The sequence below is a fragment of the Bacillus sp. ABP14 genome (genome assembly GCF_001831375.1).
In the GTDB taxonomy this organism is placed as follows: domain Bacteria; phylum Bacillota; class Bacilli; order Bacillales; family Bacillaceae_G; genus Bacillus_A; species Bacillus_A paranthracis.
In genome coordinates, this window is the sequence record NZ_CP017016.1 from 4423751 (window position 1) to 4440004 (window position 16254).

General features: G+C 34.8%; 17 protein-coding genes, 2 pseudogenes and 1 riboswitch. Of the genes and pseudogenes, 9 read left to right on the plus strand and 10 right to left on the minus strand.

The genetic code is table 11. The features are described 5' to 3' along the window. Positions 1-130: 130 nt before the first annotated feature. Both BGI23_RS23080 and BGI23_RS23085 read left to right on the plus strand, forming a co-directional pair. Positions 131-664, plus strand: coding sequence for a phosphatase PAP2 family protein (locus BGI23_RS23080; RefSeq protein WP_070807013.1), 534 nt, complete (start codon positions 131-133; stop codon positions 662-664). 12 nt (positions 665-676) lie between these two features. Then, on the plus strand, positions 677-1819 hold the full coding sequence (locus BGI23_RS23085; RefSeq protein WP_070807014.1) for a glycosyltransferase family 4 protein: 1143 nt from the start codon (positions 677-679) through the stop codon (positions 1817-1819). A 429-nt stretch (positions 1820-2248) separates the two neighbouring features. Here BGI23_RS23085 and BGI23_RS23090 read toward each other — a convergent pair whose 3' ends face one another. Further along, positions 2249-2851, minus strand: coding sequence for a molybdenum cofactor guanylyltransferase (locus BGI23_RS23090; protein WP_070807015.1), 603 nt, complete (start codon positions 2849-2851; stop codon positions 2249-2251). After that, positions 2848-3357 (minus strand): MogA/MoaB family molybdenum cofactor biosynthesis protein, encoded by a 510-nt coding sequence (locus BGI23_RS23095; RefSeq protein ID WP_070807016.1) that lies wholly within the window; start codon positions 3355-3357, stop codon positions 2848-2850. The genes BGI23_RS23090 and BGI23_RS23095 overlap by 4 nt, the downstream gene beginning before the upstream one ends. 238 nt (positions 3358-3595) lie before the next feature. On the opposite strand from BGI23_RS23095, the gene BGI23_RS23100 reads away from it, so the two are divergent. Next, a complete protein-coding gene (locus BGI23_RS23100) occupies positions 3596-3775 on the plus strand; it encodes a hypothetical protein (RefSeq protein ID WP_000424797.1) in 180 nt (59 codons plus the stop codon). Positions 3776-3981: 206 nt separating this feature from the next. Then, positions 3982-4506: a GNAT family N-acetyltransferase gene (locus tag BGI23_RS23110; protein WP_070807017.1), complete on the plus strand. Its 525-nt coding sequence runs from the start codon at positions 3982-3984 to the stop codon at positions 4504-4506. 41 nt (positions 4507-4547) lie between these two features. Here BGI23_RS23110 and metK read toward each other — a convergent pair whose 3' ends face one another. Beyond that, entirely contained in the window at positions 4548-5747 is a 1200-nt protein-coding gene (metK, locus tag BGI23_RS23115) for a methionine adenosyltransferase (RefSeq protein ID WP_070807018.1), read from the minus strand. Positions 5748-5916: 169 nt separating this feature from the next. Further along, a riboswitch (SAM riboswitch) is annotated at positions 5917-6038 on the minus strand. A 228-nt stretch (positions 6039-6266) separates the two neighbouring features. Here metK and pckA point away from each other — a divergent pair. Further along, on the plus strand, positions 6267-7853 hold the full coding sequence (gene pckA, locus BGI23_RS23120) for a phosphoenolpyruvate carboxykinase (ATP) (RefSeq protein ID WP_000108802.1): 1587 nt from the start codon (positions 6267-6269) through the stop codon (positions 7851-7853). A gap of 290 nt (positions 7854-8143) precedes the next feature. Next, on the plus strand, positions 8144-8341 hold the full coding sequence (locus BGI23_RS23125) for a hypothetical protein (protein WP_000788121.1): 198 nt from the start codon (positions 8144-8146) through the stop codon (positions 8339-8341). Positions 8342-8447: 106 nt separating this feature from the next. Here the strand turns inward: BGI23_RS23125 and BGI23_RS23130 are convergent, their stop codons facing one another. Then, the gene (locus BGI23_RS23130) at positions 8448-8831 is read right to left on the minus strand and encodes an ATP synthase subunit I (protein ID WP_000624921.1); all 384 of its coding nucleotides are present in this window, start codon (positions 8829-8831) and stop codon (positions 8448-8450) included. A 282-nt stretch (positions 8832-9113) separates the two neighbouring features. Here BGI23_RS23130 and BGI23_RS23135 point away from each other — a divergent pair, with 282 nt between their 5' ends. Next, complete coding sequence (locus tag BGI23_RS23135; protein ID WP_000639042.1) at positions 9114-9335, plus strand: hypothetical protein; 222 nt, start codon at positions 9114-9116, stop codon at positions 9333-9335. Positions 9336-9363: 28 nt separating this feature from the next. Here the strand turns inward: BGI23_RS23135 and BGI23_RS23140 are convergent, their stop codons facing one another. The 4 genes and pseudogenes from BGI23_RS23140 to BGI23_RS23155 form a co-directional block, all read right to left on the minus strand. Then, entirely contained in the window at positions 9364-10269 is a 906-nt protein-coding gene (locus tag BGI23_RS23140) for a DMT family transporter (RefSeq protein WP_070807019.1), read from the minus strand. A 306-nt stretch (positions 10270-10575) separates the two neighbouring features. Continuing rightward, positions 10576-10899 (minus strand): iron-sulfur cluster biosynthesis family protein, encoded by a 324-nt coding sequence (locus tag BGI23_RS23145; protein ID WP_000289565.1) that lies wholly within the window; start codon positions 10897-10899, stop codon positions 10576-10578. A 187-nt stretch (positions 10900-11086) separates the two neighbouring features. After that, positions 11087-11739, minus strand: a pseudogene (locus BGI23_RS23150) (HAD family hydrolase). A gap of 14 nt (positions 11740-11753) precedes the next feature. Beyond that, complete coding sequence (locus BGI23_RS23155) at positions 11754-12515, minus strand: DeoR/GlpR family DNA-binding transcription regulator (RefSeq protein WP_048551248.1); 762 nt, start codon at positions 12513-12515, stop codon at positions 11754-11756. A 108-nt stretch (positions 12516-12623) separates the two neighbouring features. On the opposite strand from BGI23_RS23155, the gene BGI23_RS23160 reads away from it, so the two are divergent. Together BGI23_RS23160 and BGI23_RS28800 are read left to right on the plus strand one after the other, a co-directional pair. Beyond that, positions 12624-13274, plus strand: coding sequence for an HAD family hydrolase (locus BGI23_RS23160; RefSeq protein ID WP_000946538.1), 651 nt, complete (start codon positions 12624-12626; stop codon positions 13272-13274). Between the two features lie 25 nt (positions 13275-13299). Continuing rightward, positions 13300-13476 (plus strand): annotated as a pseudogene (locus tag BGI23_RS28800) (collagen-like protein); the annotation flags it as partial. A 242-nt stretch (positions 13477-13718) separates the two neighbouring features. On the opposite strand, the gene BGI23_RS23165 reads toward BGI23_RS28800, so the two are convergent. After that, the gene (locus tag BGI23_RS23165) at positions 13719-14939 is read right to left on the minus strand and encodes an ATP-binding protein (protein ID WP_070807020.1); all 1221 of its coding nucleotides are present in this window, start codon (positions 14937-14939) and stop codon (positions 13719-13721) included. Continuing rightward, complete coding sequence (locus tag BGI23_RS23170; protein WP_070807021.1) at positions 14936-16189, minus strand: ATP-binding protein; 1254 nt, start codon at positions 16187-16189, stop codon at positions 14936-14938. Before BGI23_RS23170 ends, BGI23_RS23165 begins: the two co-directional genes overlap by 4 nt. Positions 16190-16254: the final 65 nt, after the last annotated feature.

The window sequence follows — 16254 nt, forward strand, 5'->3', positions numbered from 1 at the left end:
TCTTACTGCCCGTTAATGCGGGATAAAATCTAACTTTTTCTTTACAAAACATTATTACTCCCTCAACAAAATCTTATTAAAATAAAAGCTAATATCTCCATATATATGTAAACGAGGGAGGAGAATTTTCATGAAGGTCAGTGGACTGTATAAAATAGAATGTTACATTTTCAAAGGAATTAACCGCTACTTTGATCAAAAAACGTTAAATATCTTTTTCAGCAATATTACTCATATCGGTGGCGCGACTTTCTCTATCGCACTCACACTGTTCTTTTTAATTTTCGCAGATGGAACTTTGCATCAAGCTGCAATTGCAACTGCTATTTCGTTAGCAATTAGCCATGTCCCTGTGCAAATATTAAAAAGATGGTATCCACGAAAACGTCCTTATTTAACAATTCAGAATGCAAAATATCCAGTCCATCCATTACAAGACCACTCTTTCCCGTCTGGTCACACAACAGCCGTTTTCTCTGTCTTTATTCCATTTATTTGCTATAATCCAAGCTTACTTATTTTTCTATTACCGTTAGCATTATGCGTCGGTATTTCGCGCATTTATTTAGGGCTTCACTATCCGTCTGATGTATTCGTCGGTATGTGCCTCGGCACTTGCTCTGGCATCATCTCTTTTTATCAATTCATCCCACTTTTCACATAAAGGAGTGATATGATGAGAGTCGCCATTTTTACCGATACTTTTACGCCACAAGTGAACGGGGTTGCGAAAACGTTAGAGCGGTTAACACGATATTTTCAGAAAGAAAATATCGCCTATTCTGTTTTCGCACCTCAGCATACAGCTGAAGATAATTTCGTAGCGAATGTGAACAAGATGAGAAGTATCCCGTTAACAATATTATATCCAGAATGTCGCTTTTCTTTTCCTACTCCGCGCATTAAACGAGAACTTCTTTCCTTTAAACCTGATATGATTCACATTGCTACACCTTTCAACATGGGACTTTGTGGATTGTATTATGCAAAAAAGTTAAACATACCAGTTGTCGGTTCTTATCATACTGATTTCGATGCTTATTTACGCTATTACAAAATCGAATTTCTCTCCAATATGCTTTGGAACTATTTAAAATGGTTTCATAGTCATATGCAAAAAAATTTCGTTCCATCCCCTGAAACGTTACACCAACTAAAAAACAAAGGCTTTCAGACCCTCTCCATATGGGGACGCGGTGTAGATTGCAATCTCTTTCATCCAGCTTACAATACAGACCTATTCCGAAAAAAATATAATATTACAGCGAAGTACGTCCTTTCCTATATTGGACGGATTGCTCCTGAGAAAGATATTGATACGTTGCAACACCTTATCGTAAAAACGACGCATACTCGAAACGACATTCATTGGCTCATCGCAGGAGACGGTCCGCTAGCAACAAATTTGCGTGAAGCTGTTCCGAAAACAAATGTCACTTTTACTGGATATTTACAAGGTAAGGATTTAGCTGAAGCGTATGCTTGTTCTAACATCATGGTATTTCCATCCGCTACTGAAACGTTCGGAAATGTCGTACTCGAATCACTTGCATGCGGTACACCTGTCATCGGTGCAAATAGTGGCGGAGTTAAAAATATTATTACTGATGGAAAAACGGGAGTTCTTTGTCCACCCAAAAACGAGGACGCATTTCTATCATCCATTTATTCTTTACTGCAAAATGAAGAGCAACTTATACAAATGGGCATAGCGGCTTCGTCTTATGCGAAAACCAAAAGCTGGGATGAGATTTTTCGTGGGTTACTTGACCAATATGAAGAAGTCCTTCAGAACACCGCATCAGAATTACTCGCTTAAACAGAAAAACTCCCTTCAAAAACGGAGGGCACTGAAAAACTCCACTTCATAAGAAAAAGGATCCCATCACCTACTATATACAGATGACGGGATCCTTTTTAATTTCAACATATTGATGAAATATGTGTTATTTTTTCAAAGCAACCACTTTTTCAGTGGCCTCCAAAAACGAAGGGAGTTTATTACACAGTTATAAATTTTAGTTTACTAAATGATACATAAGGTGAAGTATCACTTTATTTCTATATTCATTATAACAAAAAGATACATAACTAAACATACTTGTAATAAAAACCCATAAAAAATTAATATATGGTTATATAGTATTTTAACTGTATAGTGATTTTAAGAGATTCCCCTTAAAATCAACTTACTCACATACCTTTATACAGTAATTGTTCCCCAATTTCTGTATATCAAAAAAACCTTTCATTCATTTGAAAGGTCTTTTTGAGCCTGCACATATTCTTCTTTCGTATTCACATTTATAAACCAATCCGCATTTGCTTGTACATCTTCACCAGCAATATATTTCACATTACATTGTGATAAAAGCTGGCCCATACTTCTTTTTTCTTCCTGAAGTAAAGCATAAATCTTTTCTTTCACGCGGTTATGGTACGCTGCAAGTAACGGTTGTTTTCTTCCATTAATAATAGGTACAATCGCATCATATTCATTACTCGTTTGCTCTAGCAAAATGGTAAACCATTCTTGTGAAACATTTGGTGCATCGCAAGGCATAATAGCGTACCAATCTGCTTCTATATATTCCATTCCTGATACAATTCCAGCAAGTGGGCCATTTCCTTTATAATGCGGAATATCTTCAATAACAGCAACTTGTACAAGTTGCTCTACTCGCGCTTTTAGATCCGAATGACTAATGACTACAACTTCTTGAAGCGCATTTGTCATCACTTTCACAATATGTTCAATAAACGTACTACCTTGCCAACTCGCTAACGCTTTCGGCTCACCAAATCTACTCGACATACCACCTGCTAATACAATTCCAGCCCACTTACTCATTGTCGATGTAGCTCAAATGTAATATGACCTAATTCCGGTAAAATCAATTTATTCATCGCAAGACGAACTGCTCCGCTAGACCCTGGCATGGAAAAGACAACTTTGCGCCCAATTGTGCCACCTATCGCTCTACTTAACATTGCGCTGCTTCCGATATCTTCTAAATAACTAATCATGCGGAACAACTCACCAAATCCAACAATTTCCTTATCCAATAACACTGATACTGCCTCAATCGTCACATCACGCTTCGTAATACCAGTTCCGCCGTTTGTTAAAATGACATCAACATCTTCTCTATGATAACCAGCTAACACTGCTTGCTGAATACTTTCTTTATCATCTTTTACAATTTCATAAGAGGTCACCAAATGCCCTGCTTCTTTTAATAATTCATGTAATAGTTGTCCGCTCTTGTCCGTCTCTTCTGTACGTGTATCGGAAATCGTTACGATTTTGCAACGCACTTCTTTCGGTGCTTGTTTTTTATGTTCGGTTACGCTCATTTTTTATCTTTCCTTTCCTAAAGTCTTTTCTTCATTTTATCATACATACCTTTACACAATTATGTATGAAGCCGATAATACGCCATGATACAATATAAGTATACTAACCCACAAAAAGGAAAGTTCATTTTCTTATACTCCTTAGACTACACATCTTTAGCTACTCTTTATATTTTCTACATACATAGAATTCAATTTTAAAACTTGTACTAAAAAATAAATCGGAGGTCTACATATTATGGAACTTTATAAAAAATTAACAACAACATTCATCCTCTTATTTATCGCTTCCATCACTGTCGGCTTTTCTCTAAAAGGAGCAATCCCATACGCGACATTGGTGAGCATTATATTTGCGACACTATTTTTACTAAGCAGTGCTTTTTGCGCGGGTAAAGCACGTCAAATGAAAGGTTGATTACATATGTTCCTTAAGAAACCTATCCTTTGTAAATCATGTAAAAAGGAAATACAAACGTATGAAAAGGCTTGGATTCATATGCCATTTCCAGCAAGTAGTATGACGAATATGAGAAAGTATATTGAACTAGAAGGACAGGTTTATTGTAGCTCGTGTGTTGAAATAATGAACAAAAAATAGTAAATACAAAAGGGGGACTTACATTGTTTGAATCAAACCGTATCCAGTTACGAAAATTTTCCGAAGATGATATTCTAACATATTATAAATGGCATAATGATATAGACGTTATGAGTTCAACTACTCTCACTCTTGATAAATATTCCCTTCAAGACACAGAAAAACTTTGCCAGCAATTTATTCATTCTTCGGACTCTAAGAGCTATATCATTGAAGAAAAAGCTACACATCTTCCAATTGGTATTACTTCTTTAATTCACATTGATTCGTATAATCGAAACGCTGAATGCATTATTGATATTGGTAAAAAGGATTACTGGGGGCAAGGTTATGGGAAGGAAGCTTTCACTTTATTATTGAATTATGCATTTTTAGAATTAAATTTACATCGCCTTTCTTTGCGAGTATTTTCTTTTAATGATAGAGCAATCAAATTATATAAATCGCTCGGTTTTCAACATGAAGGAACTTGTAAAGAAGCTATATTCCGCAATGGCACTTGGCATGACATTGAACTCTTCGCTTTATTCCAACGTAATTATATATAAAAAAAGCTTTGCTCTCACTGCGCAAAGCTTTTTTTCATATATTATAGACCAGCTTGCTCTTTTAAAGCTGCAGCTTTGTCTGTACGTTCCCATGTTAGATCTACATCAGTACGTCCGAAGTGGCCGTAAGCTGCTGTTTGTTTGTAAATTGGGCGACGTAAGTCTAGCATTTTAATAATACCAGCTGGGCGAAGATCGAAGTTGTTACGAACTAGTTCTACTAATACGTCTTCAGATACTTTACCAGTGCCGAATGTATCAACTGAAATTGATACTGGTTGCGCTACACCGATTGCGTATGCAAGTTGTACTTCTGCTTTCTCAGCAAGACCAGCTGCTACGATGTTTTTCGCAACATAACGAGCTGCATATGCTGCTGAACGGTCAACTTTCGTTGCATCTTTACCAGAGAATGCACCGCCACCGTGGCGAGCGTATCCACCGTAAGTATCAACGATGATTTTACGTCCTGTTAAACCAGCATCACCTTGTGGTCCACCAATTACGAAGCGGCCAGTTGGGTTAATGAAGAATTTTGTTTCTCCATCGATTAATTCTGCTGGTACTACAGCTTTAATTACGTGCTCTTTTAAGTCGCGATCGATTTCTTCCCATGTAACATCTGGGTGATGTTGTGTAGAAATTACGATAGTATCAACACGTACTGGTTTACCATTTTCATCATACTCAACTGTAACTTGCGTTTTTCCATCCGGACGTAGGTATGATAATGTATCATCTTTACGTACTTCAGTTAAACGGCGAGCTAATTTGTGAGCAAGCGAGATTGGAAGTGGCATTAACTCTTGTGTTTCATTACATGCGAAACCAAACATTAAACCTTGGTCTCCTGCACCAATTGCCTCAATCTCAGCGTCAGTCATTTGACCTTCGCGTGCTTCTAGCGCTTGGTCAACACCCATAGCGATGTCAGCAGATTGCTCATCGATAGATGTTAAAACTGCACAAGTTTCTGCATCGAATCCGTATTTTGCGCGTGTGTAACCAATGCCTTGAATTGTTTCACGAACGATTTTTGGAATATCTACGTAAGTAGAAGTCGTAATTTCCCCCGCTACCAATACTAAACCAGTTGTTACAGTTGTTTCACAAGCTACACGTGCATTTGCGTCTTTTGATAAGATCGCATCTAAAATTGAATCAGAAATTTGGTCACAAATTTTATCTGGATGTCCTTCAGTTACAGACTCAGATGTGAACAGATGACGTTTTTTTGTCATGTGGTAAACCTCCCTACAGTAATTGTATATATTGTACGGAACTCATCCTTAATTTGCCACAGATTGCGACATACATTTATTCTCCCACACAAGCATACAGAAAAACCTTTCCTACATAATAGAGAGGAAAGGTTTAATTTGCTACTTGCATACTGCTTTTTGCCCTTCGCTCTTATCGTTCGAGACCTGTAGCCTCGCACAGGTTTTAGCACCTATTCACTTGTGTTTACCAATACAAGTGAGGTTGCTGGGCTTCATCGGGCCTGTCCCTCCGCCAGCTCGGGATAAGAGAGTATCCGTCCCAACCTATACTAAAGAAATGATATTCATTTGTCAATTAATATTCACATTTTCCTGAAAGTTTTTCTCAGTGCGCCTGAAATAAAATATTAATAAGGAAATAATGCATTCACACAAACAAAAAGAAATAAATAGTATACATTATTTATATAATTGTGTTATACTCTTGTTGGGGATTACGAGAAATATTTCATTAAATGAAAAGGATGGTATATAAATATGAGTACTGTGAATGTCCAAATTGGTTTACACGAATTATTGAACGGAAGCAATGCACAGATTCAACTAAGTGTTCCGCAATTAGTGGAAAAAGTATTAATGCGAAATGAAGGGAAATTAACTTCGACTGGTGCCGTTTCTGCTTCAACTGGAAAATATACAGGACGTTCTCCTAAAGATAAATTTATTGTGAAAGAAGCATCGGTTGCTGACAAAATTGCTTGGGGAGCAGTGAACCAACCGATTTCTGAAGAACATTTTAATAAATTATATACGAAAGTTTTAGAATACTTAAAAGAGAAAGAAGAGTTATTCGTCTTCAAAGGATTTGCAGGCGCTGACCGCAATTACCGCCTACCAATTCAAGTTATTAATGAATATGCATGGCACAATTTATTTGTACATCAACTATTCATTCGTCCAACTGAAGAAGAATTAACAACTCATGAATCAGAGTTCACAATTGTTTCTGCACCGAATTTCAAAGCTGATCCAGCTGTTGACGGTACAAACTCTGAAGCATTCATTATGGTTTCATTCGAAAAACGTATCGTACTAATTGGTGGTACAGAATACGCTGGAGAAATGAAAAAATCAATCTTCTCTATTATGAACTTCTTATTACCTGAACAAGATATCCTTTCTATGCATTGCTCTGCAAACGTAGGTGAAGAAGGCGATGTAGCACTATTCTTCGGTTTATCTGGAACAGGTAAAACAACATTATCTGCTGATCCAAACCGTAAATTAATCGGTGATGATGAGCACGGTTGGTCTGATAATGGTGTATTCAATATTGAAGGCGGTTGCTACGCGAAATGTGTAAACCTTTCTCACGAGAAAGAACCACAAATTTTTGATGCAATCACATTTGGATCCGTTTTAGAAAACGTTATCATTAATGACCAAACGCGTATCGCAGACTATAACGATACTACTTTAACAGAAAATACTCGTGCTGCATACCCTATGCATGCGATTGACAATATCGTACTGCCAAGTGTTGCTGGACACCCAAATACAATCATTTTCTTAACTGCTGATGCATCTGGCGTATTGCCTCCAATCAGCAAGTTATCAAAAGAACAAGCTATGTACCATTTCTTAAGTGGTTACACTAGTAAACTAGCAGGAACAGAGCGCGGCGTTACATCACCGCAAGCAACATTCTCAACTTGCTTCGGTTCACCATTCTTACCACTTGATGCATCTCGCTATGCTGAAATGCTTGGTGAAAAAATCGAGAAACACGATGCAAAAGTATTCTTAGTAAACACTGGCTGGACTGGTGGCGAATACGGCGTTGGTAAACGTATGAACTTAGGTTACACTCGTGCAATGATTCAAGCAGCATTAAACGGTGAACTTGCGAAAACTGAAACAGCTAAACATGACATCTTCGGTCTTGAAGTTCCACTTCACGTACCAGGTGTACCTGACGAAGTGTTAATGCCTGAACAAACTTGGGCTGATAAAGCTGCTTACAAAGCAAAAGCAATCGAACTTGCAAATGAATTCAAAGCGAACTTCAAAAAGTTCGATAGCGTTTCTGAAGATATTATTAACTTAGGCGGTCCAATCGCTTAAGTGCAAACTTTCTGTTGGAATAACCCTTTACTCATATGAATAAGTGTCGTGTAACCGTAAAGTTCCGCGTACTCACCGACAAAACCCAATGCGGCTTAACGGTTACACACACTTACATAAAAAAGAAGCTTACGTTTTTTACGTAAGCTTCTTTCTATATCTTATATAAAGTGAAACATTAATCTCTTCATCTGTGACTTCGTTTGTTAACTTACAGAAATTTCACTTTATAGTTATTTATTTTTAGTTTCCTATGATATAATTTACATATATAGGAAGGAGCGGAACCTATGAAAAACTTTTCTCGTACAGGAAAAATTTTATTCAGTTATGGAGCGATCCAAATGTTTTGGGGACTTGTAATGCTTAACGTTAGTTTATTTGAGCATACAAGTGAAACGATAAAATATATTATTCTAATTACTGGAATAGTTTTTTGTATTATATCCAACTTTTTTAAAGAACCTAAAAGTCATACTAATACGTAATTTCATGTTAACTTATTGGAAGCAAAAACCTTTATTTTATGCAACGTTTCGCTTCCTGTTGTACTATTCATCGCTGGAGCCTCTATTCCATCTAAAAAGAGGCTTTTTAGCTCTTCGTTAATTCTTTCTCATCTTTCATACTATAGTATCCTAAATTCACAACAATTAAGAAATAACCGCCCATAATCCCTACTGCAAATGCCCACATCACCATATGGTGCTCAATTTCGTACATAATAATAGCTCCCAAAATAGCAGCCGCAAAACGATTAAACATACCGAGCGTCGGTGCTTTCGTTTTCTTTACGATACTATCTCCAAGCTTCTCAATTCGTCTCCCTAAAAGCCACACGCAATACATACTTACAATAAGTCCAATTCCTGCACCTAAAAAATGTGCTGAAAACGGTGTTACCATCCAGCCTAGCAAAAGAAAACCTAGTATATAATACGATTGAATTTTAAACGACCTTAACGACATACTAATCATGCTGTTCTCCTCTTCTTCAGTAATTTTTATCTATCCAACAAAAGACTTCTTTCAAGTTCATACTACTTAAACCCATTTCACTCAAATAAAAAACAACATAAACGGTATGTTTATGTTGTTTAAATGTTTTTAGAAAATAATATTATACAAGATTTTAAACATCATATTTTCATAATTTGTGACGTTTTTTCAAACATTTTTCGTCCATTTATGAAAAAATTGATATCAATCTATGAACATACGGATATGATGTAATAAGTACACAAATAAAGGGGGCGTCTAATGATTTATTTTTTAATGGCTCTCATTCACCTCATTATCCCTGCACTTATTGGACTTTCATTGTATTGGTACACGAAAAACCATAGTATTTTCTACGCTGTCCTCGGTGTCCTTCTTCCGGGTATTATTCTTATCACACTCTTCCGTATTCCATTTTTAAACTTAATTCCTCTTATTACTGCTATCTTATTTCTCATCTTCTTACCAAAAATAAAAAAATAGGAAAGCAGATCATAGGTGATCTGTTTTCCTATTTTGATATAGGTTCCCCTGCAGTAGAATGCACTTTTACTTTCTCCGATTTCACAAACCATAAACCGAAGAAAATAATAATTCCACCGATTATTTGTTGAAACGATACATATTCATTTGCCCATACAGCTGCAAATAAAACGGCTACAAGCGGCGTTATATACATATAGACCATCGTATGTGACGCCCCAATTTTTTGAACGCCTACATACCACATCACTAAGCCAAATACTGTTACAAAGAAAATAGAATATAGTAAAGCAAATAGGGTCATTCCATGTGTAATGTGAAATGGCATTGTAAATACATGTGGTCCACTTAATAATAAGAGCGGAATCGCGCCAACTAATGCTGACCATGCGGTAACACGTAATGCTGAATATTTTTTAATTAATGGACCAGCTAAAACAGGATAAAGCCCCCAGCATATTGATGTAATGAGTCCAATCCCATTCCCATAAAAAGAACTAGCCAGTGAATGCCCTGCTACTAAAACTAAAGTTGCCCCACCAAAAGCAATGATAGAACCGATGAGCTTTCGAGAAGAAAACTTTTCTTGTTTTAAGAAAATCGCAAATACAGTTGTAAAAATAGGTGAAATAGAAATGAGTAAAGAGGCATTTGTAGCGGATGTATATTTAACAGTTTCCATAAATAACGTTTGATACAGTACAATACCTACAACGCTAACGATGATTAATCTAGGTATATCTTTTCTCTCCATATAAACCGACTTTTCAATAAAAAATGTAAGGAGTAACATAAGCGGTGCCGCCGATATCATCCGAAGTGCAGTAAACTCAATTGCTGTAAATTCTAAAAGTCCATATTTCGCAATCGTAAAATTAATCCCCCAAATAATAACGACTGCTAAAATTAATAACTCAATTCCCCATCTTCTCATGCGTATCCCCTCCGCAAAAACAATTATACAGAAAATTCAATCATATGTACATTTCATTATGTGAAAAAATCTTTTTATTGTATGGAGGGGTGTGCATTGTTTTGTACATGAAACTATATCAGCGATTTTCTGAATATATCAGCGCAACTCTGATTATATCGGCGATTTTCAAAATATATCGGCGCAACTCGAATTATATCAGCGATTTTTTAAATATATCGACTTATCAACAAAAAACGACAAGAATAGCGACTTATACAATAAAAAAGGTGGTTCCAAAATACGTTTTGGAACCACCTTTTTTTACTACACTCGAACGTGTAACTTCATATTTGGATTATAAAACTGGCTCGGGCTCTTCAGCTGAAACGTCCCTCCACCTTCATGCCAATCAACTGTTAATTTATCATCCATAAATACAAGCTTTGTGCGATCTGCGATAAAATTCATTGTGCTAGATTCGATATCCACATCGCGCTCATCTTTTTCTGCTACAGCTACTAAATCGATAATTCCGCTCATTACACAACCGCAACCTTCATTATCGTAAAATAACTTTATATATTTCGCTTCATTTGGAATCGTATCCATAATCTTTTTATATGCTGCTTCTGTTACAGTAACGTACATACTCTAATCTTCATCCTCTCTTCTCGTATCCTTCATATATTGTACCACCATTTTTCTTTAAAAATATATACAGAAAATTACGAACAATACACAATGTATGTAGTAAGTGAAAGAAACATTGATGTATGATTGGTTTAAAGAGAATTTTGAAGTGGATGTTACTTTAGTTCCACAGGAAAAATGGTGGTTATAAATTTTTAAAGAGATAGCTAATTTGGCTATCTCTTTTTACTAAACTTAAAATTTCATGAGGCGTTTGAAAAATATAATCAGCCTCTTCAAATCCTTTCCTTGTCTTTGCTCCCCACAAGGCTAAACCAAATTTTGCTCCCGCTTGTTTTGCGCATTGTAAGTCATATACTGAGTCACCTATGTATATCGCTTCTTGTGCCTCTATATTCAATCTTTTTAGACATGCCACAAGTGGCTCTGGATGTGGTTTATGTTTCATTGTATCTTCCACACAAATAGAGTGTTCAAAATATGAATGTAATCCAAATGGCTGGAAATCATCGATAAACTCTTGACGTGTTTTTGAAGTCACAATACCAGTTCGAATCTTATATGAAGATACTATTTCAATCACTTCCGCAATTCCTTTAAATACTGTAATTTCATTCTTAAAATCTGCCATATACGTATCCATTTCTCATGAACTGCTTTCATATTTTCCACACCAATTTCTTGTAACGTAGCCATACCAGGAATACCTAATGCAAAATGTAGCTTTTCTAATGAATAATTCATCCCTTCATCTCGCAACGTTCTCTGTAATGAATATAAAACTGCTTTTTCCGTATCTAACATCGTTCCGTCAATATCAAATATAATCCCCTTCATTTTTACGTCCCCCTTTACTTCACTCCAACGATTAGCTCAATTCCATATTCTTTCACTACTCTTTCTAAATCGCCAGGTATAGCATCATTCGTAATAATTGTATCTATCGATTCTAATGACAGTGCCTTAAAGTTTTGACGTTGATTCATTTTTGTCTCATCAGCAAGTAAAAACACTTCATTTGTTTGTTTAACAATTTGACGCTTAAAATGAATATCTTCCTCATACGCATAATAGACACCATCTTCTGTAAGACCGGGTGATCCAATAAAAACCTTATCAAAATGATAATCTTTTAGTTTCTCCATTGCAGAAAAACCCGTCATATAACGTGAGTGTTTATTTAATTCTCCACCTAAAATATGAATATTTACATTCTCCATATCCATTAAATGATTTACTGTATCAATTGAATTTGTAACAACCGTTATGTTACTTGCTGTCAAAAATGAAGCCATACAGTTAACAGTTGTTGAAACATCAAGATAAATCACTTCATTATCTTCTACAAAAGAAGCAGCTCGCTTTCCAATAGATATCTTATATTCAATTTCTTTTTCCTCACGATTTACATAATCCGATATTTTATGGTGGAAAGATGATAAAGCTACACCACCATGGGTTCGCACTATTGTTGTTTCATTTGTTAATTTTACAATATCTCTTCTTGCTGTATCTCTGGAGACTTGAAATAGCTCACACATTATCTTCAAACTCATCGTCCTATGTTCATTCAAATACTCCATTATTTTTATTAAACGTTCCTCTTGATTCATACTCTCACCCATTTTTATTTACTTTTAAGTACTTTTAAGTTATTTTAAGTATATCACAACATAAATCCTTAAATAAACCTTAAAATAACTTAAAACAGGAGTGAGAAAATGCTACGTACAATTATTTTTGATTTTGATGGCACACTAGCTGATACTTTACCTTTATGTTATTACTCGTTTCAAAACGTTTTTTGGCAATTTGATAATAAAGAAATTACTGAAGCAGAGATTCTTTCTATGTTTGGCCCAAGTGAAATTGGTATTATTCATGAGAACTTACTCTCTGAAGAAAAAGAAGTAGCAGTTGAAAGATACTATGAATGTTATGAAGAAAAGCATCATGATTACGTAGAGCGAAATCATGAAATAGTAGACCTTTTAATACATTTAAAAAAACAAGGGTTTCAGTTAGCTATCGTAACTGGAAAAGCAAGAAGAAGCCTGGACATTTCTCTAAAAGCATTAGGACTAGTTTCTTTCTTCGATTGCATAGTAGCTGGAGATGATGTAATGAAGCCAAAACCTGATCCTGAAGGTATTCTTCTTGTATTAAATACATTACATGTAAATGCAAACGAAGCAATTTTTATTGGGGATAGTGATGCTGACATACTTGCTGGAAAACAGGCAGATGTACGAACGATTGGCGTACAATGGTTACCAAACTATCAATCTGCTACATTTACTGTACAACCAGATTATTTTATTAAGAAAACAGATGATTTTCTCATCTCATTAAATACTACATTTTCAAAATAAGTAGTCTACTACTGACAAAATTACTGGATCGGGGCAACTTTAAGTATTTTACCCTACTCCAGCAGTAGGTCCCGCTACTGTAACTTGGACTAGCATTACAACCGGAAACCCTATTTCGATAGGAGATGCTATATCCCTTTATATTACTCCTGGAATTACTGCCAGTGCTGTATATTCTGTTTTTCTAATCACCAATATTTAGTTCCCTCTTAAAAGTAATTTATTTAACAAAAAAAGCCCCAATAATTGAGGCTAACAAATAGAAATACAAATGAATTAAAACAAATAATAGACAAGCTCATTATATACTATCATTTCATAAATATCCATATTTCGGAATTTATATTATGTATACTGTACTAATAGTGCAAACACTTTCGAATCTCTATTCACAAAAAAGGGAAATCACTTTCACGTAAGTAATTTCCCTTTAAAAAATATTTTTTATTGTATCGGCAACATAACCTTCACTGTCGTTCCAACCCCAACTTCACTTTCAAAACTCATTTTACCGTTGTGGTCTTTAATAATTTTTTCTGTAACTACTAAGCCTAAACCTGTTCCCGTTTCTTTCGTTGTGTAAAAGGCTTCATTTAGCTTCGGAATTTTGTCTTTTGGAATGCCGCAACCTTCATCCTTAACTTGAACAATGATTGCATCTTCTACAGTCACTTTAATCGTAATCGTTCCGCCAACTGACATTGCTTCAATCGCATTTTTAATTAAATTAAAAAACACTTGTTTTAATCGTTTTTCATCGCATGTAATCGATGGTATGTCTTTACTATAAATACCTTGTATGTGCACACCTTGATTTAAAGCAGGCTTCCCCATAACTCGAATAACATAAGCGATAATTTCTTCTATATTATGAACTTCTGATTCTATTGATTTAGATTTCTCAAATCCACTAAGTTCTGTAGCGATTGTATGAATTCGTTCTACTTCTTGTTTCATAATATCACTATATATTTTATCCTCTGGATATTTAACCGCTTGCTTATTTACAAATTTATCTAAATTAGCTAAAGGTCTTTTAATTTTGGAACCAATAACTGTAGCCATTTTCCCAACAGTTGCTAACTTTTCTGTTTGTTGTATTTCTTTATTCATCATCTCAAGCGTACGAACGTAAGATTGGAACCTTACAAACATAATCCAACATATGATAGTAAATACGCTATATAATGCCATCGGGATTAAAACGAGTGATGAGTGAATCATGATTCCTATAAGAGCATATTTTCCAACAAGTATGCTCGGAACTAACCAAAAATATCTTTTATTCACAAAAAGTGGGGCAAATAAAATAAAAAATCCTTCTACTATATTTCCACCATCAAACTCAGCATCACTACCGTAGTAAATCATAATATTATGGATAAAATCTAATAGATTATACCCAATTAGAATAATATACTTTACTGCAAATGGATTTTTCCATTTCATAAAGTATATTCCAATGCAAAATAAAACCACCATCAGAAAATAAAGCCATAAACCTAAACCATCTTCAAATTGTCCTACTCCTTCTTGCTCTCCTCCTATTAAAGGTACAACAAATTCGTAGGCAAGATCGTATACAAAAAATATAATGAAAAATAAACTTAAATATATTTTCAGCGCCTTCATTTCTTCATTTTTAAATATATCGTCTTTATTCATATGGTAACTCCTAGCTTTTCTCCCACTTGTATTTCATTATTTCCACACTTTTTTGGAAGAATAATATCTATTCTCGTTCCCTTATCTCTTTCACTTGAAATATGTAACGTACCAAGGTGTTCGTTGACAATTCGATCTGCTACCGTAAGTCCCAAACCAATTTTATCCTGTTTTGTTGTATAAAAAGCTTCTGTAACACGAGCCAAATTTTCTTTCTTAATACCGTAACCATTATCGATTACACTTAATATTACATAATCTTGTCCTTTATTTTCTAATCGTAACTCTAATGTGCCACCTTGCTCCATTGCCTCCAGAGCATTTTTTATGACATATAGAAAGACTCCTCTTATTTTTCGCTCATCACATTCAACTTCTATTATCTTTTCTTCGATATTAGACATAAGCTGGACAGTAGATTCATTCATTTTTTCTCGAAGAATTGCTACTGCTTGTAATGCAATTTCACCTATATTATGTTTTTTATAAATAGAGGGTTTACATGTAGCAACTTCCATCAATTCACTTATCATATTATTCATATTTTCTATTTCAAAAATCATCTGTTTATAAATAGGGTCCTCTTCATGCTTCTCTCGTTGTAATTGCGTAAACCCTTTCAATGAAGCAAGTGGATTTTTAATTTCATGTCCCACTGTCGCTGCCATCTTTCCGATTACTGCTAATTTTTGTGATTCACTAGCAATCTTAATACTTTCCTTTACCGCTGAAAGGTATTGTATAAATCGATTTAAAATGATGTATGCTGCTATTAATACGAGTGTATACATAATGAGGAACATAAATCCTTTTACTTCTTTTAATACAAATAAGTAAATTACATATTTCCCTACAATAGTTGAAAGTAAAAACACAAAATATTTTTTATTTAAAAATATAGGTACAAAGAAGATGAAAATAATTTCTATTATATTTCCCCCATCAAATGCCGCCTCATTATAAAGCATATACGAAAATATGTTAGCAATTTCTATTCCTATGTATGCAAATACACATGCATATTTCACAAAATTCACTTTCTCTTTTTTTATTAAATATACATTTACACCGAGTATTGCAGTTCCGCAAATAACTTGCCATAGTATGCTATGTCCCTTATCCGTTAGTGATTTATTTTCTAATACGATTGCATAGAAAATTTGGTATGAAACAACAATGACGTATAGCACCCACAAAAAGATTTTGGCATTCCTTTCTTCTTCTTTATATGATAGAAAACTTTCTTTCACTTCAACACCCCTTCAACATAATATCTCTAAGAATACCATTTATTATAATAAATGATTTTCTTATA

Bases quoted from the DNA above. Each gene is read 5' to 3' on its own strand.
- BGI23_RS23080 (WP_070807013.1), top strand. From the start codon at position 131: ATGAAGGTCAGTGGACTGTATAAAATAGAATGTTACATTTTCAAAGGA.
- BGI23_RS23085 (WP_070807014.1), top strand. From the start codon at position 677: ATGAGAGTCGCCATTTTTACCGATACTTTTACGCCACAAGTGAACGGG.
- BGI23_RS23090 (WP_070807015.1), bottom strand. From the start codon at position 2,851: ATGAGTAAGTGGGCTGGAATTGTATTAGCAGGTGGTATGTCGAGTAGA.
- BGI23_RS23095 (WP_070807016.1), bottom strand. From the start codon at position 3,357: ATGAGCGTAACCGAACATAAAAAACAAGCACCGAAAGAAGTGCGTTGC.
- BGI23_RS23100 (WP_000424797.1), top strand. From the start codon at position 3,596: ATGGAACTTTATAAAAAATTAACAACAACATTCATCCTCTTATTTATC.
- metK (WP_070807018.1), bottom strand. From the start codon at position 5,747: ATGACAAAAAAACGTCATCTGTTCACATCTGAGTCTGTAACTGAAGGA.
- pckA (WP_000108802.1), top strand. From the start codon at position 6,267: ATGAGTACTGTGAATGTCCAAATTGGTTTACACGAATTATTGAACGGA.
- BGI23_RS23125 (WP_000788121.1), top strand. From the start codon at position 8,144: ATGAAAAACTTTTCTCGTACAGGAAAAATTTTATTCAGTTATGGAGCG.
- BGI23_RS23130 (WP_000624921.1), bottom strand. From the start codon at position 8,831: ATGATTAGTATGTCGTTAAGGTCGTTTAAAATTCAATCGTATTATATA.
- BGI23_RS23135 (WP_000639042.1), top strand. From the start codon at position 9,114: ATGATTTATTTTTTAATGGCTCTCATTCACCTCATTATCCCTGCACTT.
- BGI23_RS23140 (WP_070807019.1), bottom strand. From the start codon at position 10,269: ATGAGAAGATGGGGAATTGAGTTATTAATTTTAGCAGTCGTTATTATT.
- BGI23_RS23145 (WP_000289565.1), bottom strand. From the start codon at position 10,899: ATGTACGTTACTGTAACAGAAGCAGCATATAAAAAGATTATGGATACG.
- BGI23_RS23155 (WP_048551248.1), bottom strand. From the start codon at position 12,515: ATGAATCAAGAGGAACGTTTAATAAAAATAATGGAGTATTTGAATGAA.
- BGI23_RS23160 (WP_000946538.1), top strand. From the start codon at position 12,624: ATGCTACGTACAATTATTTTTGATTTTGATGGCACACTAGCTGATACT.
- BGI23_RS23165 (WP_070807020.1), bottom strand. From the start codon at position 14,939: ATGAATAAAGACGATATATTTAAAAATGAAGAAATGAAGGCGCTGAAA.